The organism is bacterium (assembly GCA_016873475.1).
In the GTDB taxonomy this organism is placed as follows: domain Bacteria; phylum Krumholzibacteriota; class Krumholzibacteriia; order JACNKJ01; family JACNKJ01; genus VGXI01.
Map to the genome: position 1 here is coordinate 1 of VGXI01000031.1, position 22,409 is coordinate 22,409.

15 protein-coding genes are annotated in these 22,409 nt (G+C 71.7%); 2 read left to right on the forward strand and 13 right to left on the reverse strand.

Going from position 1 to position 22,409, the window contains the following annotated elements:
* The 13 genes from FJ251_04480 to FJ251_04540 all read right to left on the reverse strand — a co-directional run.
* The coding region (locus FJ251_04480) for a hypothetical protein (GenBank protein MBM4116988.1) at positions 1-2,624 on the reverse strand (2,624 nt) is incomplete at its 3' end.
* 194 nt (positions 2,625-2,818) lie between these two features.
* Entirely contained in the window at positions 2,819-2,977 is a 159-nt protein-coding gene (locus FJ251_04485; protein MBM4116989.1) for a hypothetical protein, read from the reverse strand.
* 158 nt (positions 2,978-3,135) lie between these two features.
* Positions 3,136-5,547, reverse strand: coding sequence for a T9SS type A sorting domain-containing protein (locus FJ251_04490; protein ID MBM4116990.1), 2,412 nt, complete (start codon positions 5,545-5,547; stop codon positions 3,136-3,138).
* A gap of 237 nt (positions 5,548-5,784) precedes the next feature.
* Complete coding sequence (locus FJ251_04495) at positions 5,785-6,675, reverse strand: T9SS type A sorting domain-containing protein (protein MBM4116991.1); 891 nt, start codon at positions 6,673-6,675, stop codon at positions 5,785-5,787.
* A 54-nt stretch (positions 6,676-6,729) separates the two neighbouring features.
* Positions 6,730-7,044 carry a hypothetical protein gene (locus tag FJ251_04500; protein ID MBM4116992.1) on the reverse strand — a complete coding sequence of 105 codons (315 nt, stop codon included), beginning with the start codon at positions 7,042-7,044 and terminating at the stop codon, positions 6,730-6,732.
* An 82-nt stretch (positions 7,045-7,126) separates the two neighbouring features.
* Positions 7,127-7,408, reverse strand: a complete 282-nt coding sequence (locus FJ251_04505) for a hypothetical protein (GenBank protein MBM4116993.1) — start codon at positions 7,406-7,408, stop codon at positions 7,127-7,129.
* The gene (locus FJ251_04510; protein MBM4116994.1) at positions 7,356-9,422 is read right to left on the reverse strand and encodes a hypothetical protein; all 2,067 of its coding nucleotides are present in this window, start codon (positions 9,420-9,422) and stop codon (positions 7,356-7,358) included. Before FJ251_04510 ends, FJ251_04505 begins: the two co-directional genes overlap by 53 nt.
* 106 nt (positions 9,423-9,528) lie before the next feature.
* Positions 9,529-10,839, reverse strand: a complete 1,311-nt coding sequence (locus FJ251_04515) for a hypothetical protein (protein MBM4116995.1) — start codon at positions 10,837-10,839, stop codon at positions 9,529-9,531.
* A 24-nt stretch (positions 10,840-10,863) separates the two neighbouring features.
* Positions 10,864-12,927 (reverse strand): glycogen debranching protein GlgX, encoded by a 2,064-nt coding sequence (gene glgX, locus FJ251_04520; protein ID MBM4116996.1) that lies wholly within the window; start codon positions 12,925-12,927, stop codon positions 10,864-10,866.
* A gap of 75 nt (positions 12,928-13,002) precedes the next feature.
* The gene (locus tag FJ251_04525; GenBank protein MBM4116997.1) at positions 13,003-13,644 is read right to left on the reverse strand and encodes a DUF4390 domain-containing protein; all 642 of its coding nucleotides are present in this window, start codon (positions 13,642-13,644) and stop codon (positions 13,003-13,005) included.
* Positions 13,644-15,413, reverse strand: a complete 1,770-nt coding sequence (locus tag FJ251_04530) for a hypothetical protein (GenBank protein ID MBM4116998.1) — start codon at positions 15,411-15,413, stop codon at positions 13,644-13,646. The genes FJ251_04525 and FJ251_04530 overlap by 1 nt, the downstream gene beginning before the upstream one ends.
* A gap of 100 nt (positions 15,414-15,513) precedes the next feature.
* Positions 15,514-16,851, reverse strand: coding sequence for a sigma-54-dependent Fis family transcriptional regulator (locus FJ251_04535; protein ID MBM4116999.1), 1,338 nt, complete (start codon positions 16,849-16,851; stop codon positions 15,514-15,516).
* Positions 16,852-16,858: 7 nt separating this feature from the next.
* Positions 16,859-18,316, reverse strand: coding sequence for a HAMP domain-containing protein (locus tag FJ251_04540; protein ID MBM4117000.1), 1,458 nt, complete (start codon positions 18,314-18,316; stop codon positions 16,859-16,861).
* A 134-nt stretch (positions 18,317-18,450) separates the two neighbouring features.
* Here FJ251_04540 and typA point away from each other — a divergent pair, with 134 nt between their 5' ends.
* Both typA and FJ251_04550 read left to right on the forward strand, forming a co-directional pair.
* A complete protein-coding gene (typA, locus tag FJ251_04545; GenBank protein ID MBM4117001.1) occupies positions 18,451-20,265 on the forward strand; it encodes a translational GTPase TypA in 1,815 nt (604 codons plus the stop codon).
* Between the two features lie 179 nt (positions 20,266-20,444).
* The coding region (locus FJ251_04550; GenBank protein ID MBM4117002.1) for a hypothetical protein at positions 20,445-22,409 on the forward strand (1,965 nt) is incomplete at its 3' end.

Consider the following 22,409-nt stretch of genomic DNA (forward strand, 5'->3'; position numbering starts at 1 on the left):
AGGTTGTAGATGCCCGCCCGCGCGCTCGGGACACCGGTGGTGACGCTCCAGGCCATCGCGTCCTGAGCCAGGGCGTCGTTCTTCTCGACGAGGTCCAGGCCGCGCGGGAACGGACAGCCGGCGTCCACCCGGAAGCTGGGCTGCTGGCCGCCGATCGAGAGGGCCGGATGCACCGACTTCACCTGCGGCACCAGGATGCCGGTCACGTCCTTGTAGTAGATACCGTCCAGGATGTGCGTCGCGCCCAGGTTGATGTTCAGGAAGCTGGGCTCGTCATCGAGGTCGTTGGCCACCTCGTTGCCCATCACCCAGAGGCAGGTGTTGTGGGCGCTGTTCCTGAGCCAGTCGTCCAGGAGCACGTCGTCGAAGGCCAGATCGTCGGGCGGCGCGTTCTGGATCGTGAACGAGGGCAGATCGCCGCTGTCCCAGACGATCACCTCGTACTGATCGATGTCGCCGATCTCGGCCCGGCCACCCAGACCATTGTTCAATCCCGAACTGGGGGCCTGGGTCGTGTAGATGTCGTAGCCGGAGTAGCCGTTGTACAGGAACGCCTCGTCCCAGTAGGGCTGATTCCCGAAATCGTCGTCGCACAGCAGCATCGTCGCCCCCGCCGTCGGCAGGCAGCGCACGATGTAGTACGAACGCAGATCGGGGTTGCTGCTCTCAGCCCAAGCCGGGCGCGTCTGCGACGTGTTGTCGACCGCGGTGCCCTTGTAGTAGAGTTCGATGACGTCCCCCGCCTCGAAGTAGTCCTCGGCGAAGTCGAAGGCATACCAGTGGGGACTGATCTCGCCCTGGTAGCGCGCGGTATCGGCAACCGCGACGTTCCACGTCTCGCCATTGACGACGGTCGTGCCGATCCAGGGCGAGTAGATGCCGTCGCTGGCGTCGGGGTCGCCCATTGCCGGGTCCGTTGACCCGGCATGCGGACCGGCGGTCACGCGCGAGTGCAGGTACAACCGGGGACGCACCTCACCCGGAACACTGGCGGGATCCCGCTGGATGCCGCCGTGCCCGTCCATGCGCAGCTTGATCAGCGTGGAGTCGCCGATGACCAGCGTCGTGCCGCTGTACGGCTGGACGTCGATGGCGCTGTCGATCCGGACCTTGCCGTTCGCCTCGGGGAAGTTGTCCTGGAAGCGACGGAAGACATCGACGTCCCAGGCGATCGACGAGGTGTTGATCAGCCTGGCGGACACCATGTCGAAGTAGGGCGCCGGCGTGTGACCGGTGCCGTCGCCGTAGTTGTCGCACCAGTAAGGGCACATGTCGATCACCATCAGTCGGATGGCCATGCCGTCGACGGTGTTGCCAGGCCCCGCCGACTCAGCGAGCTGCTGTGTGTAGTCACGGGTGTGCCCCAGCCAACCATAGTAACCAGGGCCGTAGTACACCGTGTAGTTGGCCTCCCACTGACCGAGACAGGGCGCCTCGATGGTGTGAGCAGCAACGTAGCTCTGGACGAAAATGAGCGTGTTGAGCGGCAGGTCCCAGTAGACAAGCGCGCTGAAGATGAACCGGGAACCGGGAACGTGCGCGGCATCGACGCTGATGCCGACAGGATCGCCCAGGGTGTGCGCCCGCTCGAAGAGCGGGCTTTGGACGCCGTTGTCGAAGTAGGGCGGGCCGTAGGGAGTCACCGGAATCGGATACTCGGGGTTCGTCGTGTTCAGATCGAAGAAGGCCCAGGCGTAGCTCGAATTGACGACGCACTGGTCTTCCGAAAACAGGCTGTGGTAGAGCGCGCCGTAGGCGCCGGCGCCCGCTGGAACGGTGGCGTCCAGCGCGTGGAAATCGGCCTCGTTGCCGCTCTCGAAGTTCCAGGCGACGTCCGTCGCACCGGTGTAGTCGATCTCCATGTTGTCGATCCACACGGCACCGATGTCGGTGATGAAGGAACCGTCCTCGTCGGACCAGCCGCCGTCGGACACGAAGGCGAAGATCAGCTCGTCCACGTCGCCGATGGCGATCGGGCCGTAGTGGATCACGGTCTGCTCGCCGCCGACCGCGTTGCTCAGCAGCTCGACGGGGTCGTTGGCGCCGGCCTTCGCGTACAGCGTGAAGAAGTCGTAGACATCGCCCTCGAAGTCGCCGACGTAGTCGAACTCGAGGTTACCGGCGGTCGCCGCCGCTGGGACGTCGAGCACGAGCCACTGATTCCAGCCGCCGCCGTACCCGGTGGGATTGACCCAGCCGCAGACGTTCCGACGGCCGCACCACCAGGCGTAGTCGTTGCCGGCCGTCGGGCCGCCCGTCGGGGGCAGGCCGGCCGCCGACTGGAAGTCCGTAGCGTGGCCGTTGCTCAGGTTGAGCGCCTGCAGGTGCCACCAGATGCCAAGCTGGGCCGTCGCATCCACGGGCGTCCAGCCCGCCGTGGCCGGACCGCCGGCGTGGTCGAAAGTGTAGCCGCGCGGGTCCGTGCCCGGCGCGCCGTAGGCGCCCGGGCCCGAAGCGGCGAAGAGGAAGAGGGTGTCGGCGCGCACCCCGGCGGGCGCGGCCTCGACCGGAGGCGGCTCGCTCGCGAAGAACACGCGCTCCCGGGGCCCCGGCTCCCGGCTCAGGCCCGGGGCGGCGAGCGATGTCGCGAGCAGGACAGCGAGCGCGAGCGACGAACTGCGCATCTTCCCTCCCGATCGGCTGCAGCTGCCGCCGCGGGAGCGCACCAGGGGTAAGCCAACTAAGCATAACCGATCGCCGCCGCCCGGGCAAACCCGGCAACCCTCTGCTGTCGAAACGGTTGCGGCACCCACGCGAGCGAACTCGCCTCCCTCCCGCGCGCGTTGTTTCGCGCGCGAGAGGAAACGAGCGAGCGTTGCTACTGCAACATCAGCAGCTTCTGCGTGGCGATCTCGCCGCCCGCACTCAGGCGCAGGAAGTAGGTGCCGGAGGCCAGTTGCCGGCCCCGCGCGTCCCGGCCATCCCAAGTCCGGCTGAACGCCCCCGCTGGGAAGTCGCCGTCGGCGAGCAGAGCCACCTCCCGTCCGCTGAGTCGGCGGCTGCGCCTGCGCCGTCGGGATCAGCAGGAGCGCGCTGGCGGCAAGCGCTGCCAGCGCGGCGAGGATCCGTCGCTGCGAATTCGGCATGGGGACTCCTCCGTGGTCGGAGTGTGGGCGAAGGCGTCGGTCAGGGCAATCAATCGAGGCGGACCAGCCGCTGCGTGGCCACGCCGCCGGCCGCGCGCAGGCGGCAGAAGTAGACGCCGCTCACGACGGGGCGGCCCCCGTCGTCCTTGCCGTCCCAGCTCACGCTGCTCGGGCCGGCGGGGAGCTGTCCGTCCAGGAGCTGGCGCACGCTCCGCCCCTGCACGTCGAAGACGCTGAGCTCGACGCGCTCGGCGGCCGGCAGGCTGAAGCGCAGGGTCGTCGCGGCCCGGAAGGGATTGGGCGCGCTGGGCTCGAGGCGCAGCCCCGGTAGCGCGGCGCTCGGCTCCACTGCCGTCGGGTCCGCGTACTCGACGCTGAGCACGGCGATGCCGCGGCTCGCGCAGCTCAGCCAGAGCTCGTAGCCGCTGGGCAGCGGGCGCACCTGGGCGGCGTAGATCTGCGCGTGCGGCAGGCCGCCCCACTGCGGCTCGCCGTTCAGCGGCGCCGGGTAGTAGCCGGCGTCGACGCCGTCGAACCAGAGCAGGCCGTGGGGCGTCCCGTTCCAGCCGCCCGGATCGAACATCCCGAACCACAGGCGCCCGTCGGGCGTCACCGCGAGCGGGCTGGCCCCCACGCAGGAGCAGCCGCCCAGCTCCGTGAAGAACTCGTAGCTGCCGGCGTTCGCGTCGAGCTTGAACAGGCCCGGCGTCGCGCCCAGCCAGGCCGTCCCGTTCGGGCCGGCCGCCACCCAGCCGAAGATGTCGCTCTGCGTGTTCATCTCGGGGAACTGGTCGTAGGTGCGCGAGAAGCGGTAGCTGCCGTCGGTGCGGATCACCTCGGCGTAGGTGCTCGCCCAGACGGTGCCCGGCCGGTCCGGATCCTTCTGGATGTTGTTCCCCCAGGCGCCGTTGTTGGGCACCGACACCCAGTTCGTCCCGTTGTGGTAGCGCAGCTCGAAGTAGTTGCCCAGCGACCAGAGCCGGCCCTGCGAATCCTCGACGAGGCCCTGGCTCTCGCTCATGCCGTTCAGGTTCGTCCAGCTCGCCCCGTTCCACTGGTGGATGCCACTGTAGGTGGGGTTCACGGCCACGCTGCCGCTGGAGGGCCGAAAGCCCACGGCCTGGCTGTTGTCCGTCGGGAAGGGCCAGGCAACGCCAAGGCCGTAGGTGTGGTTGTTGAAGCCGATCCAGCGCGTGCCGTCGAAGTAGGTGGCGCCGCCGAAGCCCGGGCCCGCGTTGGCGCAGGCCCAGACGCGGCCAGTGGCCGGATCGAGCGTGAGGTCGTTGTTCCAGGAGTCGTACTGGCTGGTGTTCGTGATCCGGTAGCGCTGCCAGAGACCCGTCTGCGCGTTGCGCTTGGCGGCGCCGCCCGAGCCGCTGGCCCAGACGTTGCCCGCCGCGTCGATGCCGAGGTCGTTCGTGAAGCTACCGGGACGCCAGATGCCGAGATCGAGCCAGGCGGTGCCGTTGAAGCGCCAGATGCGGCTGTTGCCGTCGGCCAAGAGCGCCTGGCGATCGCCGAAGGCGTGGAAGGCCCAGATGTCGAGAACGCCGCCGGGTACGGGAGGCTGCGCCGGCGTCACCCAGGTGCCGTCGGTGCGGCGGTAGTCGAGCGAGTAGACGGCGTTGCCCCCGTTGAAGTTCACGAAGCGGATCATCCAGAGATTGCCGGCGGCGTCCAGGCTCTCGCGGCCCGGCATGCCGTACATGCTCCCGGCCGAGTAGGCGAACTCGTGATAGGTCCACTGCTGCGTGGCGGAATCGAAGACCACCACCGAGGCGCCGTTGTCGGCGTCGCCCCAGACCAGGTAGCCGCCTCCCGGCTTCGGCTGCACCTCGACGGCGTTGACCATCCAGACGAGGATGGGCCAGTTGTTGCCACCCTGCGGCGGATTGCCTCCGGTCCAGAAGTGCCAGTCGCTGGTGTCGGGCGTGTGGCGGAGGATGCCGCCCATCGCTCCCCCGAAGCCGAGCAGCGCGAGCCAGAGCTTGCCGTCCGGGGAGATCTCGATGTCGCGGCAGCCGCCGTCGGCGAGCGCCGGATGGGCGGATGCGAAGTTGACCAGGGAGGACGGGCCCGTCGCGAGGCTCATCCGCAGCAGGCCGCGCCAGGTGGGCATCCACAGGCGCCCCTGGGCGTCGAGGGCGAGGTCGCTCACGCGCGTCGTGCCGGTGAGGTTGGGATGGCCGATCACCGGGTAGTCGATGTTGGAGATGTTCAGCCAGCGGTTCTCCGCCTGGATGAACTTGGCGACGCCCCCTTCCTCGAAGCTGGGGTCGTAGCCACAGATCCAGGGGTCGCCGTCGGCGCCGATCCAAATCGTGTCGCAGTAGTCGCCCTGGATGCCCGTGTTGCCGGGTCGATAGTAGCGCCAAGTCTCGACCGGGGGCTGAGCGAGCGCAACGCCCGCCACGAGCCCCAGGGTCATGAGCAATGCCAGCCCTGCCGTCCAACGCTGCATGGGTTCGCCTCCCGAGCTGGGCCGCCCTGCGGCCATTCCGGTGCATGGGGACCGCTCGCTGCGAGGGCGCCGGATTCGGAGCCCTGGTCCTGCCTGCCTAACAGGACGAGCCAAGGCGAGCGGCTGAGACATGAGGGTAGCTTATTCAGCATTCGTTGAATAGTGGATTCCACGAAAACAGGCGATTTCGGAAGTTGATAGTCCGAAATCGCCTGCCTCGGGTTCGTCCGCTTTCTACTAGTGGAGGAGGAGCAGCTTACTGGTGACCAGCTCCGCCCCGGCGCGAAGCCGGAGCAGATAGACCCCCGAAGGTAGGGGGCGTCCGGCCGCATCCCGGCCGTCCCAGGCGAGAGCATGCGTCCCGGCACCGAAGCTGCCGGCCGCCAGCGTGAGGAGTCCGCGCCCCGCCAGATCGTGAACGCTGAGCGCCACGCGGCCCGGGCGCGGGAGCGCGAAGGCGAGCGTAGCGGCCGGCCGCGCCGGGTTCGGCCAGACGCCGAGCGTCACGCCCGCCCCCGGCAGGAGCGGCGCCCCCACGGCACTGGGCTGGCCGAGGAAGCGGTGCACCCTGCCCTGGTTGGAGCCGACCAGCAGGTCCTGGCGGCCGTCTCCGTCCCAGTCCAGGGCGAAGGGCCGCGAGCGCCCCTGGTAGCCGAGCTCGATGGGCTGGCTCAGGCTCTCGCAGGGCCAGCCGACGCTGAAGACGGGCGCCGCGTGGGTCCCGTGATTCGCGTAGTAGTACAGCTCGCCTTCGGCGTTGCCGCAGATGAGGTCCTTGGTGCCGTCGCCGTCGAAGTCGGCCATCGTCGGGCTCGAGTAGCCGAAGGGCACGAGCAGGTCGCCGCTGCCGTCGCTCACGAAGAGGGTGTGCCGGAAGTCCGGCGGCAGCGAACCGCCTTCGTTGAGGTAGAGACGGAGCTTGCCGTCGAGGGCGCCGACGAGCAGGTCGAAGAGGCCGTCCTCGTTCCAGTCGACGACGCAGGGCGTGGCCCGATAGCCCACGTTGAGATCGAACTTGTTTCCCGGCGGGCCGACCTGCACGCGTGCGCCTGTGTCGAAGCGCGGCTGTGCCGCGGTGCCGACGTTGAGGTGGATGTGTACGTAGCCCTCGGAGTCGCCCAGGATCACGTCGAGAAGCTCATCGCTGTTCCACCGCGCGACGCGCGGGAAGAGGCCGAGGCATCAGCCACCGGGGTAGCTGATCTCCGCGCCGCTGAGCAGGCGCAGGTAGTCGTAGTCGCCGAAGCTGGGCGGCATGCCCAGCGCCTCGTTGAGGTAGAAGCGCACCCGGCCCGGATAGAGGCCGCTCCCCTCGCCCACGAGCAGGTCGGGGTAGCCGTCGGTGTTCAGGTCCGCCAGGCAGGGCACCGAGTGCCCGGGGACATGGATTTCCTCGCCGTGAGCGGACAGCAGGACGTTGGCGCCGAACTGCAGCGACGCCGCTGCCGGCTGGGCGGCGAGCAACATGGCGATCATCAGCAGGCCGGTGATGCGCATCGGAAGACCTCCCCGGCGCGAGTTCGCGCCCGGCGAATTATACCACTTCTCGTCGGACCGGGCGCCGGCCCGCAGGCGACTGCTACTTCAGCAGCACCGCGCTGCCGGCGAGGCGCCGGCCGCTGGCCTCCAGGACGAGGAAGTAGCGGCCGCTCGGCAGGTGCCGGCCGGTGCCGTCGCGCCCGTCCCAACTCAAGTGCGATTCGCCGGCCGGGTAGCGCGCCCCATCGACCAGAACGCGCTGCAGGCGGCCGGCAACGTCGATGACGCGCAGCGAGATCAGCCCCGCTTCGGGCAGGGTGAAGCGGATCTCAGTGGCCGGGTTGAAAGGGTTGGGGAAGGCCTGGACGCAGGCGGCCGGCAACGTCGATGACGCGCAGCGAGATCAGCCCCGCTTCGGGCAGGGTGAAGCGGATCTCAGTGGCCGGGTTGAAAGGGTTGGGGAAGGCCTGGACGCAGGCGGCGGTTTCGCTCGCCGGCGGCGTCGGGGCGACCGTGGGCGTCTGGCACTGGAGCGGTGCGAGGACGAGTTCCGCCTCCGGCGTGAGCAGGACGACAGCGTTCCCGGCGGCGGCCACCTGTCGGCAACCGTCCGCGATGTGGCCACCGCCAAGGTGTCGCGGAGCGGTCGGCTCGCTGAGGTCGATCACGTGGAGCCCCTGACTGCCATCCGCCAGATAGGCGATCCGCCCCGCCACGGCCAGCGGACCGTCGCCCATCCCCCCGAGCGGCAGGCTACCGATGATCAGCGGCTGCCTGGGTTCCGAGACGTCGACGAGACCGAGCTCGGGCCAGGCGACGTAGCAGACGTAGTCCTCCATGAAGGCGACGGCCGAGACGGCGCCGCCAGGCTCGAGGCTGGCCAGGAGTTGCGGCGCTTGCGGAGCGCCGATGCCGAGCAGCGCGAGACCGGCGCTCCCGCGGGCGGCGACGGCGAGATCACTCCGTACGGCGACGCCGCCCGAGTTCCCGGACTCGGCCAGCGGCAGGTTGCCCACGAGGACGAGCGCGGAGGGATCGCTGGCGTCGATCACCTGCACGCCCTCCTCCATGGTGTTCACGACGATGTGCTCGCCGGCGAGCGCCAGCCCCGTTGGGGATCCCCAGAAGAAGCAACCTGGTTGCATCAGGAGGCCAGGCTGCGCAGGGTTCGCGAGATCGATCGGGTAGAGGATGCCCGCATGCTCCTGCGCCGCCACGGCGAAGGCGAGATCCTCACCCAGCACCACGGCGTCGAGAGTGCCGGGCGCATCAAGGCTGCCGACGAGGAGTGGCGCGCTCGGATCGCTGAGATCGAGGACCGAGAGCCGTCCGCCGCAGGCCACGGCAAGCTCGCCGCGGGCCGCCAGGCCCTGCGGGTAGTCGTCCAGCGCGAGGCTGCCTAGCAGCGGCGCCGTCGCCCCCTGACCGAGGGCGAGGCAGTCCACACCACTGAGCGTCGCCGCGTAGGCATGGGCGTCTCCGACGGCGATCCCGTAGGGGTAGCCGCCGGCGCTGCCGACAGTGCCGGCGACGGTCGGCTGGGCGGGATCGCTGACGTCGACCGCAAGGAAGCCGTCCTCGCTCACGCCGACCAGCGCCAAGGTGCCGGCCACGGCCACGCAGTGCCCCGCCTGGGGCAGGCCGAGGCTTCCCATCAACGCGGGCGCAGCGGGATCGCTGATGTCAACGAGGTGGAGCCAGGCCGGCTGGCCCGTGCTGACGAGGACCAGATCACCGCTGAGCGCCACTGCCTTCGCCCCGCCTGCCAGCTGGAGATCGCTTAGCCACTCGGGAGCAGCCGGCACGGAGAGATCGAGCACCGTCAGGAGGCCCATCGGGGAAACGACGACGGCTCGCTCGCCGGCGATCGCGAGCGCCCGCGCTCCGCCTGGGATCCCGACGGTGCCGATGTGCGCCGGCTGGGCAGGCGCGGCGACATCGACCACTTGCAGTCCCGCCGTCCCGCTGCACAAGTAGGCGTAAGTTCCGCGCAGGGCCACGCGCGCGCTGAGTCCGGGCAAGGTCAGGCTTGCCAAGACCACCGGGAACTCCGGCACCGCGAGGTCGACAACGGCCACGCCCGCCATGCCCTGGGCGACGAACGCATAGCTGCCGGCAAGGGCAACGCCGAAGGCCGGTCCCGGTGTATCCACGCTGCCGAGGGGCTGCGGGTGCTCGGGATCGGCGAGGTCGAGCACCTGGAGGCCACCCGCTTCGCTGGCGGCGACCGCGGCCAATTCGCCGGCAATGGCGATGTCATAAGGGTCGCCGGGCAGCGAGAGGCTGCCGGCCCAGTGGAGGTACTCCTCATACTGCTCGCAGCCCACGGCCTCCGGCCTGGATAGGAGCAGCAGACCCAGGGCGATACTCACGACGCCCAAGAGGGAGCGTCCCATCTTCGACTCCTTTCCCCTTCCCGTGCCCGTGCCCGTGCCCTTGCCCTCTCCCGTTCACCTTCTCCGAACGGCAGGCCGGTCTCGAGCTGCCAAGGCAGAACCGCACTCAGCGCAGGAGCAGGCACTTCCGCGCGCCGCAGGACTCGCCGCTCAGCGCGATCAAGTAGAGGCCCGAGGGCGCGGGTCGCCCGGCGCCGTCGCGGCCGTCCCAGTCGAGGCGCAGGATGCCCGGCGCCGCGCTGCCGGCGAACAGCGCTGCCAGCGCCCGGCCATCGGGTGCGAGGACGCGCACCGCGTAGGTCCCGGGCTGCTCGACCGCGAGTTCGACACTGAGGCGCGGGTTGGCCGGATTCGGCCAGGGCAGGCCGAGGCGCGCGGCGGGCGGCAGGACCGCCACGTCCGTGGGCGCGCCCTGGAGCAGGTGCACCTTGCCGTCGCCCAGGCCGATGAGGAGGTCGAGCCAGCCGTCCCCGGTCCAGTCGCAGAGGAAGGGCCGCGTACGCGGGGTGCCCGCGTAGTCGATCGGCACCTCGGCCGCCGGCACCCGCAGGGGGTCGCCGAAGAGCGGTGCCGCCGCGCTGCCGATATTGGCGTAGAAGAGGATCTCGCCATTGGTGTTGCCGGTCAGCAGGTCGAGTCGGCCGTCCTCGTTCAGATCGGCGAGGTCCGGGCTCGAGCGCCCGCTCGGCACGAGGAGATCGCCCGCCGCGCCCTGGGCGAAGCTCTCGGCGAGGAAGTCGGGCGCGCTGTCCGTGCCCGTATTGAGGAAGAGGTGCAGCTTGCCGTCGAGAGCGCCGGCGACGAGGTCCCGGCGGCCGTCGGCGTTCCAATCCTTGTGGATCGGCGTCGCGCGCATCCCGACGTCGATCGCCACCTTGCTCCCCGGTGTACCCACCTGCAGGAGCTGGCCGGCGCCGAGCAGGGGCGAGCCCGGCGCCCCCTCGTTCAGGTAGAGCGTGACCGTGCCGTTCGCGCTGCCGACCAGCAGATCGGGCAGCAGGTCCGCGTTCCAGAAGACGACGCGCGGGAAGGCCCCCAGGCACCCCTCGCCGGGAACGGAGAGGTCCTGGCCGGCGGCCTGCAGATGGCTGGAGCCCGCAAAGGCGGGCGCCCCCGCCGTCCCCACATTGAGGAAGACGTGCACGGTCCCGGCGAGGGTGCCGCCGCCCTCCCCCACGAGCAGGTCCGCGAGCCCATCGCCGTTCCAGTCGGCGAGGCAGGGCACCGAATAGCCGCTGACCTGCAGATCGACGCCCCCCGCCTGGACGAGCGTCTCGGCGCCGAGGCTGAGGATCATGGCCGGAGCATTCCCCACCGCGAGCGCGAGGGCCAGCCCGGCGAGAGCAGAGACTGCAATTGCACGTCGCATGCGGCACGCTCCTGGGCGTCCGCGGGGCAATGGGGGTGCCAAGAGCATAGCACCGCGGAGCCGCAAGGGGAATCAGTCCTGCGGGAGGGCCTGCAGCAAGACGACGCTGCGGTCGCCGACGCGGTAGGCGCCGCCCGGCAGCGCGGGGGCGGCCGGCGGCAGGCGCAGGTCCTCGCCCGGCGGCAGGCTCGTGTCGAGCACGCGATGCCAGGCCGCGCCCGGGCCCGGCGGCGGCAGCGCGAAGTCCAGCGGCTCCCGCCAGGCGTTGATGCAGGCGTGCAGGCGCTCGCCGTCGCGCTCCCGGCTCAGAGTGAAGGCGAGGCTGTGCGACGTGGCCGACCAGTCGGGCTGGCCCAGGCGCACGCCGTGCCACTGGATCAGCGTGCCGCCGGCGCCGTCCTCGCGCCAGAAGCGCTCGTCCCGGAAGACGGCCAGGCGCCGCGCGTAGGCGGCGAGTCCGCCCACGAAGGCGTGCAGGGGCGGACCGGTGGCGAGCGGCGCCCAGTCGAGCCAGGCGAGCGGGTTGTCCTGGCAATAGGCGTTGTTGTTGCCCTGCTGGCTGCGGCCGAGCTCGTCCCCCATCGAGAGCATCGGCGTGCCCTGGGCGCAGAGCAGCAGGGCGAGGAAGTTGCGCTGCTGCCGGCTGCGCAGGGCGAGGATCTGCGGATCCGCGCTCCGCCCTTCGACCCCGTAGTTCGCGCTGTAGTTCTCGTTCGTGCCGTCGCGGTTCTCCTCGCCGTTCGCCTCGTTGTGCTTCTGGGCATAGCTGACGAGATCGGCCAGCGTGAAACCGTCGTGGCAAGTGACGAAGTTGATGCTGCGGTTGGCCTCCAGCGCCGGGTTCGCATAGAGGTCCGGGCTGCCGGCCATGCGCAGAGCGACGGCCTTGGCGAAGCCGGCCTCGCCGCGCAGGAAGCGGCGCAGGTCGTCCCGGAAGGGCCCGTTCCACTCGGCGAAGCGCTCGCCCGTGAAGGAGCCCACCTGGTAGAGGCCGGCCGCGTCCCAGGCCTCGGCGATCAGCTTGCTGCCGGCGAGCACGGGGTCCGAGTCGATGGACCAGAGGATGGGCGCGTTCTCGCGCGGCTTGCCCTTGCCGTCGCGGCTCAGCACCGAAGCGAGGTCGAAGCGGAAGCCGTCGACGTGCATCTCGGCCACCCAGTAGCGCAGGCAGTCGAGGATGAGGTGGCGCATCACCGAGTGGTTGGCGTTGATCGTGTTGCCGCAGCCCGTGAAGTTGGCGTAGCGGGCCGGCGTGTCGCCCGCGATGTAGTAGGCGCCGTTGTCCAGACCCTTGAAGGAGAGGGTAGGACCGCGCTCGTCGCCCTCGGCCGTGTGGTTGAAGACGACGTCGAGGATCACCTCGATGCCCGCCTTGTGCAGGGCCTTGACCATGTCGCGGAATTCGTTGACCGGCCCTAGCGGATCCCGCCGCGAGCTGTAGGGCCCGTGCGGCGCGAAGAACGCCAGCGGGCTGTAGCCCCAGTAGTTGAGGCGCCCGGGCGGCGCGTCCAGCGGATCGAAGTGCTGCACGGGCAGCAGCTCCACCGCCGTGACCCCGAGGTCGACGAGGTAGGGGATCTTCGCGATCAGGCCGGCATAGGTGCCGCGCAGCGCCGGCGGCAGGCCCGAGCTCTCGCTGCGCGTGAAGCCGCCCACGTGCAGCTCGTAGATCAGGGTCTCGCCGTAGGGGCGCAGGAGCGGCCGGTCGCCCTCCCAGTCGTAGCCGCGGGCGTCGACCACCACCGCGCGCAAGGCCTGCGCGCAGTTGTCGCCGGGGCGGATCGCCGCGACGCGGTCGTAGGCCGGCCCCATCACGACGGCGCGGGCATAGGGGTCGAGCAGCAGCTTCTCGCCGTCGAAGCGCAGGCCGCGCGAGGGCGCGTAGGGCCCGTGCGCCCGCCAGCCGTAGACCTGCCCGGCGCCGATGCCCTTCACCAGCACGTGCCAGTAGTCCGCCGTCCGGTGCCGGCGCGGATCGAGGCGGATCACGCGCGCGGGCGCCGGATCCTCGGGGCCCTCGAAGAGGAGCAGCTCGAGGCACTGGGCGTGGCGCGAGTAGATGGCGAAGTTGACGCCCCCCGCCTGCAGGCTCGCGCCGAGGGGGTGGCTGCTGCCGGGATGGATGTCGCTGAGCACGCCGCTCTCGCTCCTTCGCTGCGGGCGGGCGAGCCTAGCAGGAACGGCGCGCGAAGGCGAGTCCGATGGCGAGGCTCAGGGCGCGGCCACGGCGCAGCGCGCACTGGCCTGCCGGCTGCTCAGGCCGGCGAGACGGCGGAGCAGGCGCTCGGGACCGCCGCGCAGACCGCCGAAGAGGCCGCCGGCGCCGCGTCCCTCGCCGCCCGCGAGCCAGCGCTCCAGCTCCTGCAGTTCCTCGCGCGTGAGCGGCTCGAGCCGCGCTTCGATCTCCAGCTCGAGCGCGCGGCCCGCCGGCACAGCCGCGGGCAGGGCGAAGGCGAGCCGGCGCGGCGCCGCCAGCGCTTCGGCCAGGGCGGCCGCGTCGGCGCAGCGGGCGCGCGGGCGGCCGCGGGCGTCGAAGAGGGTGTAGCGCGCCTCGAGCAGGTCGTAGAAGATGCGCTCGCGCAGCAGCCCGTCCGCGAGCGCCCGGTCCGGCCAGCCCGCCCGCCGCTCCCAAAGCCGCCAGCGCAGGAGCAGCGCGGCGGGCAGGCCCGCCTCGAGGTCGGCCTGGAGCCTCTCGTCGACGAATCCCGCGAGCGCGATCTCGGCGCTGAGCTCGCGGCCCGCGAGGCGGGCCTCCCCCAGCGCGAGCGCGGGCGCGGCTGCTGCCGGTGGCGCCGCAAACGCGGCCGCGACCGCGAGGAAGAGCAGCGGCGCCCCTGCCCGCGCGCCCCGCATCAGAAGGCGCGCTCCAGCCGCAGCTCGAGGACGGTCTCGTCGCTGCCGTCCAGGGTGCGCAGGATGTTCAGGCGCAGGCCGGCGTCGGCGCTGCCCAGCCCGAGCCCCGCGCTGTCCTTTAGGTCCCCGAGGGCGAACTCGGCGTCCTGGTCCGCCCAGGCCATGCCCGCATCGTAGAGGGCGAACAGCTCCAGCTCCTCGAAGAGGCCCACGCCGTACTCGAGGTTGGCCAGCAGCATGCGCTCGCCGCCGTAGAGCGCCTGAGGGCCCGCGGGATGGGTGACGAGCAGGGACTGGTAGTCGTAGCCGCGCACGCTGCCCAGGCCGCCGAGCAGGAAACGCCGCTGCAGCGGCAGAGCGCCGCGCAGGTTGCTGGCAGCCCTCACCCGCAGGTCCAGGTGCTGCGCTTCAGCCACGGGCACGCGGCTGCGCAGCAGAACTTCTGCGAGGGAATAGCCAAAGTCCCCCCCGATGACGTCCTCGCCCGCCCGCTCCCAAGCCAGGGCCACGTGGTTGAGCGGCGTGCCCAGGCGCAGGCTGGCGAAGACGCTGCGCAGCGTGCCCTCCTCGATGGGCAGGTTCGGCCGGAAGCGGCCGCTGTGCACGGACCACGTGGCGGTGTTGCGCATGGCCTCGTGGTCCTCGCTGCGCAGGCCGGCTTCGACGCGCAGCCACTCGGGCGCCGCGGCGACCAGGCTGGCGGCCGCGCCCTGGCGGCGGAAGTAGTCGCGGTAGTCCTCGCGCAGCAGCGCGACGGCCAGCAGGTTCTCCTCGTCGCCGATGCCGGTGCGCGGCGCGTAGGTGGTGCCGCTGGCGCCCTGGAGCTTGAGCCAGACGCGCTGTCCGGGCACCAGGGGCTGCAGCACCGTGAGGCCGGCGCTCCAGCGTCCGCTCTCGAACCCGTAGGCGATGAGCCCCTGCGCCGAGAGCTCGAAGTCGGACTCGGCCAGGCGCCGGGGCACGAGGCCGAGCACGAAGCCGTCCACGCGCTGGTAGTCGATCTCGACGCCCAGGCTGCCATTGCGGTCCGAGTCAGGATCCCAGCTGGGGAAGGTCGGCGCCCCGCCCTCGCGAGCCAGCTCTGCGCGCAGGCGCCGCCAGGCGGCGTTGTCCTCGCGCCAGTCCTCGCGCTCGTCCCAGCCGCCGGTGACGATCACGGAGACCCAACCGCTCTCGTCCAGGCGGCGGGCCTCCGCGTTCGCGGGATCGATGGCCTCCCACTCGCCCTCCTCGTCCCGCACGATGAAGCGATAGTGGTGGCGACCCGGCTCGAGGGCGAGGCTGATCGCCCAGCACTGCTCCTCGGCCAGGAATTCCATGGGCAGCCGCTGCCAGTCCAGCCAGTCGCCGGTGAGCTGGACCGCTGCATAGCCCTCGTCCGCGTAGCGGAAGTGCACGACGCCGCCTTCCTCGCGCAGCCAGTCGGCGTCCCGCTCGCGGTCTTCGTCCTCCGAGGAATCGATGTCGCGGTCCTCCCGCGCCCAGGCCCGCGCCCAGGCCTCGTCCCAGTCGTCCTGGACCCGCGCCCACCAGGAGCCGGTGTCCTCGCTCGGCGTGGGGACGGGAGTGACGGCAAGCGCCGGGGGCGCGCCCAGGCTGCACAGGAGGACGAGTGCGAAGGGGCTCGGCAGGGCGAGGGCGGCGGCGCGGCGGGTCCAGTGGCTGGTCATGGCGGCACTCCCGGGTCTTGGGTTCCGCACTCCCATCCGCAAGGCCCGGACCCGCTGCGGGCAAGGATCGAGCCGCGTCCGCTTCTCCTTTGCTGTCATCGACTTGTCGCTCTCACTTCAGTCCGGCCCGGAGCCATCCGGGCCCGCCCGGCGTGTGCGCCGCACACGCCCTCGCTGTGCCGGCGACACGCCTCCCGGCTCAGGGCTTGAGCCCCAGCCGTTGCAGGCGCCGGTGCAGGTTGGCGCGGTCCACGCCGAGGGCGCGGGCCGCCGCCGCGACGTTCCCGCCCGCCGCACCGAGTGCGGCGCCGATTGCCTCCCGCTCGCAGGCCTCCAGACGCGCGGCGAGGCTCCCGGGCGGCGCGGGCCCGGGCGCCTCGGCCTCAGCGCCGGCGAGCAGCGGCCGGAGGGCCGGCGCGTCCACCTGCTCGCCGTCGACCATGATCACGACCCGCTCCATCGCGTTGCGCAGCTCGCGCACGTTGCCGGGCCAGGGTTGGGCGGCGAGCAGGGCCAGCGCCGCCGGCGTCAGGCGGCGGGCGGGCCGTCCGTAGCGCGCGCAGAACTGGCCGAGGAAGTGCGCGGCGAGCTCGGGGACGTCCTCCGCGTGCTCGCGCAGAGGCGGCACGGCGAGGGGCAGCACCTTCAAGCGATGGTAGAGGTCGGCGCGGAATGCGCCGGCCGCCATGAGCGCTTCCAGGTCGCGGTTCGTGGAGGCGAGCACGCGCACGTCGAGGCGGATCGTCCCCTCGCCGCCCAGGCGCTCCAGCTCGCCCTCCTCGAGCACGCGCAGCAGCTTGGCCTGGGTCGTGGGCGCGAGGTCGCCGATCTCGTCGAGCAGGAGCGTGCCGCCCTGCGCGCGCTCGAACTTGCCGCGGCGGCGCTGGATGGCACCGGTGAAGGCCCCCTTCTCGTGGCCGAAGAGCTCGCTCTCGAGCAGCTCGCCGGGAATCGCCGCGCAGTTCACGCTGACGAAGGGGCCCGCCCGCCGGGGGCTGCCCGCGTGCAGGGCGCGGGCCACCAGCTCTTTGCCGGTGCCGTTCTCGCCCGTGATCAGCACGCGCGCTTCGCTCGCCGCGCCGCGGGCCACGGCCTCGCGCAGGCCCCGCATCGCGGCGCTCGCGCCGAGGATCTCGCCCGTGGCGCCGAGGGCTGCGCGCAGGCCGGCGTTCTCCTCGCGCAGCTCCCGCCGCTCGAGCGCGCTGGCCACCGAGACCAGCAGGCGGCTCGCCTGGATCGGCTTCTCGAGGAAGTCGAGGGCGCCCAGGCGCAGGGCGCTGAGCGCGGTCTGGATCGTGCCGTGGCCGCTCATCATGATGACGGCCGGGGGCGCGCTCTGCGCCGCGAGCTCCGCGAGGTAGGCGAGACCGTCCGCGCCCGGGAGCAGCACGTCGAGCAGGACGAGCTCGGCCGCCTCCTCGGCGAGCAGCGCCCGCGCTTGGGCGGCATCGGCGGCGCCGCGCACGCGGTAGCCCTCGTCCGCGAGGACGCCCGCCAGCAGCTTGCGGATGTTCGGCTCGTCGTCGACGACGAGGATGAGCCCTTCAGGCACCCTGACCTCCTTCGGCGGCGAGCGCCGGCGCCTCGCCGGCCGGCAGCGCGAGGGTGAAGCGCGCGCCGCCCGCCGGCAGCGCGAGGGCCGTGAGCTGCCCGCCGTGATCCTCCACGATGCGCCGCGCGATGGCCAGCCCCAGGCCCGTGCCGGCCGCCTTGCTCGTCACGTAGGGCTCGAAGAGCGCCTCGGGATCGCCCGCGAAGCCGGGCCCCTCGTCGTCCAGCTCGAGGCGATGCCAGCCGGCCTGCCGGGCGTAGCGCAGGGTGAGCGCGCCGCGCTCACCCATCGCCTCGCCCGCATTCTTGACGAGATTGGCCAGCGCCTGCCGGAGCTGGCCGGGATCGGCCGCGAGCGGCACGGCCGTCGGCCAGCCCACCCAGCGGGCCCGGAAGCGCTCGGCAGGCAGATAGAGAGCGATCACCTCCGTCAGGAGCGCGCGCAGCTCGAGCGGCTGCGGCACCGGCGCCGGCAGGCGGGCGAAGAGCGAGAACTCGTCGGCGAGGCGGGCGAGGTTGGCCGTCTCCTCGAGCACGGCGGCGATGCTCTCGCTGACGGCCGGATCCGCGCTGCGCCGCTCGATGCGGTGCATGGCGAGCGTGATCGGGGTGAGCGGGTTCTTGATCTCGTGCGCGAGACGGCGGGCGATGCCCTGCCAGGCGGCCAGGCGCTCGGCGCGGAGGCGGCGCTCGCGGCTCGTCGCCAGCTCCTCGCCCATGCGGTTGAAGGCCCGGACCAGCTCAGCGAGCTCGTCCCGCGCCTTGACTCTGACGCGGTGTTCGAGATCGCCGGCGGCGATGCGCTCGGTGCCGCGCACCAGTTCGGCGAGCGGGGCCGCGATCTGGCGCGCCAGAATGTAGGAGAGCCAGAGCGAGGCCGTCAGCAGCACGGCGCCGAGGAGGGTGAGCGTGAGGAGCAGGGCGCTGCGGAGGAACTCCTGGTAGGCACCCGCCAGCTGACGCTGGCGACGACTCCCCTCGGCGACGGCGCCCAGGGCGGCGTCGAGATCCGGCGCCAGGGGCATGGCAACGAGCAGTCGGCCATCGGAGCCACCGGCCGCGAGCACCACGGTGCGGCCGCCGTCGTGGAGGATCCGCGCGCTGCCCGGTTCGGGCTGCTCGTCGATCTCGGCCGCGAGCAGGGCCTGCAGGGAGTCGCTGCCGCCCAGCGCGCTGCCATCGCGCAAACGCCAGGCGAATTCCCGGGTGGCGGCAGGCGTCCGGCCGGCGGCGAACTGGGCGGCCAGCGTATCGGCGTGCGCCTTGGCCATCCCCTTCTCCCGCTCGAGCGCCCCGCGCGCGAGAGCGAGCGAGCTCTCCATCGCGGCGCTGAGGCCCGGGCTCTCCAGATAGGAGAGCAGGCGCTGACTCATCCGCCAGTTGAGCGCGAGCAGCGCCAGGGCCGGCAGGAGCGAGCTGAGCAGGAAGAGGACGAAGAGGCGTCGCTGCACGCGGAACCCCCGAGCGACCGGCGCCGCCGGCCGGCGCCAGCCTAGCACAGGGCGCCGGCGCTCGCCAGAGCAGGGCTTGACGCCGCCGCCCGCACGGCCGACATTGGCCGCTTGTCCAGCCTCCGGAGGGCGCCATGTCCATCCGCAACATCGCGATCATCGCCCACGTCGATCACGGCAAGACCACCCTCGTCGACCAGGTGCTCAGGCAGTGCCACGTCTTCCGCGAGGGTCAGGAGGTGCAGGAGCGCCTGCTCGACTCGGGCGACCTCGAGCGCGAGCGGGGCATCACGATCCGCTCCAAGAACATCGCGGTCAACTGGGGCGAGCTGCGCATCAACCTGATCGACACGCCGGGGCACTCGGACTTCGGCGGCGAGGTGGAGCGCGTCCTGAAGATGGCCGACGGCGTCCTCCTTCTAGTCGACGCCTTCGAGGGCCCGATGCCGCAGACGCGCTTCGTGCTCCAGAAGGCGCTCGAGCTGCGCCTGAAGCCGATCGTCGTCATCAACAAGGTGGACCGGGCCAACGCCCGCCCGCTCGAAGTGCACGACGAGGTGCTGGAGCTCTTCATCGACCTGCATGCCCACGAGGACCAGCTGGACTTTCCCACCGTCTACGCGGCGGGCCGCGAGGGCTGGGCGGTGCGCGAACTCGCGGATCCGCGTCGCGACCTGACGCCCTTGCTCGAGATGATCGCGACGGAGATTCCGCCGCCGCCCGCGGTCGCGGGGCCCGCGCAGCTGCTCGTCACCGCGCTCGACCACAGCGACTACGTCGGCCGCATCGGGATCGGCCGCGTCTTCCGGGGCGAGCTGGCCGCCGAGCGGCCCCTGGCCGTGATCAAGCGCGACGGCAGCGCACGGAGCGCCGTCGTGAAGCAGCTCTACATCTTCGACGGCCTCGGCCGCCGGCGCGTGGAGAGCGTCGAGTGCGGGGACATCTGCGCCGTCGTCGGTCTGCCCCCGGTGGAGATCGGCGACACCCTCGCCGACCCCGCCGCCCCCGAGCCGCTGCCCCTGATCGCCGTCGACGAGCCGACCCTGACGATGAACTTCCTGGTCAACACCAGCCCCGGCTACGGCCAGGAGGGGCGCTACTCGAGCAGCCGCCAGCTGCGCGAGCGGCTCTACAAGGAGACCGAGCGCGACATGGCGCTGCGGGTCGAGGACACGCCGAGCGCGGACACCTTCCGCGTCGCGGGCCGGGGTATCCTGCACCTGTCCATCCTCATGGAGAACATGCGCCGCGAAGGCTACGAGTTCATGGTCGGCCAGCCGCGCGTGATCTACAAGGAGATCGCCGGCCGCAAGGCCGAGCCGGTCGAGGTGCTCACCGTCGACGTGGCGGCCGAGCACGCCGGCACGGTGATCGAGTACCTGGGCACGCGGCGGGCCGAGCTGGTGCGCATGGACCAGCGCGAGGGACGCAGCCTGCTCGAGTTCCACGTCCCGAGCCGCGGGCTGATCGGCTTTCGCAGCCGCATGCTCAAGGCGACCTCGGGCGAGATCGTCCTCAGCCACCGCTTCTTCCAGTACGAGTACTTCAAGGGCTCCGTCCCCCAGCGCGCGACGGGCAGCATCATCTCCCAGAGTGCGGGGCCGGCCGAGGCCTACGCGCTCGACGCGCTGCAGGATCGCGGGCGCTTCTTCGTCGAGCCGGGCGAGCGGCTCTACGTCGGCCAGATCATCGGCGAGAGCAACAAGGAGGGCGACCTGCTGGTGAACGCGCAGAAGTCGAAGAAGCTGACGAACATGCGCGCCGCTGCCTCCGATCGCAACCTCAAGCTGGCACCAGCCGTGAAGCTCAGCCTCGAGGAGTGCCTGGAGTACCTGAACGCGGACGAGCTGGTGGAGATCACGCCGAGGAGCATCCGCCTGCGCAAAGTCCTCCTCGACGAGAACGACCGCCGGCGCGCCTTCAAGAGCGCGACCGCCGAGACGGTCTAGACGACCGCGTCGGGCACTTCCCTGCAGCCACGCTGACAGGCAAACCGCGGGGCGCGGATCGTGACCGGAGCGCCATCGTCAGCCGCCCGTTTTCGCGGCGCCGGCCTGCGTTCCGGGCGGACACGCGCCGCCAGGTGCGCTATACTCGCCTTGCCACGTGGAAGCGCGGGAGGTGGACGATGGGAAGCACTCGGCGCGGGGATGCGCTCCGCGCAGCGACGAGCGCGCTGCGCGCTCTCACCCTGACAGTCACGATCATCGCCGTCGGGGTCGCGGGCGCGCCGGCGGCCGGCATCGACTACGGCGACTACGCCCACCGCGCCGGCTGGGCGGCCCTGCCGGGGGCGGTCTGGGATCTCGCGCCGCTCGGGGAAGCCTTCCTGGCCGCGGACGAGGTCGGCCTCCACCTGCTGGACCTCAGCCTGCCTCAAGCGCCGCAACTCATCGGCGAGTATCCCCTGTCCGGCGCGCGCAGCCTGGCCGTCGCCGGCGAGCGGGTCTACGCGATCGACGGCGAGGGCCTGCGCGTGTTCAGCTACGCCGATCCCCTCGCGCCGGTGCTGCTGGCGAGCCTGAGCTTGCCGTCACCCGGACTCGACATCGAGGTCGCGGGCGGCCTGGCCTGCGTGGCGGCCGACACGGCGGGCGTCTACGTCATCGACATCGGCGACCCGCAGGCGCCTTTCCTGCGCGCGCACTGGGACACGCCGTACCGCGCCGTCGATCTCGCGGTCGCCGCGGGTCACGTCTTCGTGGCCGACCGCCACTCGCTCGAGGTCTTCGCGCTGCCCACGGGCCGGCGCGCGAGCGCCGATCTCGGGCGCCCCGACGCCAGCTTGCACGCCGTGGCCGTGGCGGGCGACTACGCCTACCTGATCGACATGAATTTCGGCATCATGGTCTTCGACATCAGCGTGCCGCTGGCGCCCGCCTACGCCGGACAGGTGGAGGGATCGGGCGATGGCGGCATCCTCGTCGCCGGCGACCGGCTCTACAGCGGCAGCTCCCCGGGCCTGATGATCTTCTCCCTCGAGAAGCCGGCGCGGCCGGCGCCGCTCTGCGCCGTGAACAGCACGGGCGTCCCGGTGGCCCTCGTCGCCGCGGGGGAGCACGTCTATGCGGCGATCCCAGAGCGCGCCCAGATCGACATCCTCGACTGCGTGCCGCCGGCGGAGCCGCTGCCGCTGGACGAGCTCGTCACCTACGACTTCTCCACCGACCTGGACCTGGCCGCCGACGGCTACGCCTACGTCGCCTGCGACTTCGACGGCCTGGCGATCATCGATGCGCGCGACCCGACGGCGCTGGTTCACCAGGGCTACGTGGCGGGTCTCGACCGCGCGGTGGAGACGGTGATCCAGGGCGAGCTCGCCTACGTCGCGGCCAGCTACGACGGCTTCAGGATCGTCGACATCAGCGAGCCCGACGGCGCCCAGGTGATCGGCGGGCTGCCCCTGGGCGGCTACACGCCGGCCTTGGACGTGGCTGGCGGCCTGGCCTTCGTCGCCGATCAGACGGCCTTGCGCGTCATCGATGTCAGCGAGCCGAGCGCGCCGGCGCTCCTGGGCAGCTACGGCACGTCCCACCTGGTGACGGCGGTGAGCGTGATCCGGCCCGGCGCCCGCGTGGCCCTCGCCGACGGCCTCCAGATCCAGGTCCTCGACGTCGGACAACCGAGCCAGCCGATCCTGGCCCAGACCCTGCCCTTGCCCGCGCACGGTTTGGTCCTGGCGGGCGACCTGCTCTGCGCGCTGGGCACCCCCGGACTCTGGACCTTCCGGGTCGAGCCCGACGGCGCGTTGACGGCTCTGGGCAGCCTGCCGCTGCCCGGCTACCCGACGACCGGCGACATCCTGAACGGCGTGGGCTACTTCGCACACAACAGCGGCGGCCTGCAGATCGTGGACTTGCGGGAGCCGGCGCAGCCGCTGACCCTCGGCAGCATTCCGCGCTGGCCCGGGGGCGCGGCGGTCCGGGACGACGCCCTCTTCGTCGCCGACTTCTGGGGCCTCGCCAGCTATCCGCTGCACGACACGGCCACGGCAGTGCCGACGACGCCCGCAGCGGGCCCGCAGCTCCTCGCGAGCTACCCCAACCCCTTCAACCCGACGACCCTGCTCGGCTACCGCCTGCCCGCTGCCCCC

Excerpts from the sequence above, each read along its gene's own strand:
- typA (MBM4117001.1), top strand. The coding sequence starts at position 18,451 with ATGTCCATCCGCAACATCGCGATCATCGCCCACGTCGATCACGGCAAG.
- FJ251_04490 (MBM4116990.1), bottom strand. The coding sequence starts at position 5,547 with ATGCAGCGTTGGACGGCAGGGCTGGCATTGCTCATGACCCTGGGGCTC.
- FJ251_04510 (MBM4116994.1), bottom strand. The coding sequence starts at position 9,422 with ATGGGACGCTCCCTCTTGGGCGTCGTGAGTATCGCCCTGGGTCTGCTG.
- FJ251_04500 (MBM4116992.1), bottom strand. The coding sequence starts at position 7,044 with ATGCGCATCACCGGCCTGCTGATGATCGCCATGTTGCTCGCCGCCCAG.
- FJ251_04530 (MBM4116998.1), bottom strand. The coding sequence starts at position 15,413 with ATGACAGCAAAGGAGAAGCGGACGCGGCTCGATCCTTGCCCGCAGCGG.
- FJ251_04525 (MBM4116997.1), bottom strand. The coding sequence starts at position 13,644 with ATGCGGGGCGCGCGGGCAGGGGCGCCGCTGCTCTTCCTCGCGGTCGCG.
- FJ251_04515 (MBM4116995.1), bottom strand. The coding sequence starts at position 10,839 with ATGCTCTTGGCACCCCCATTGCCCCGCGGACGCCCAGGAGCGTGCCGC.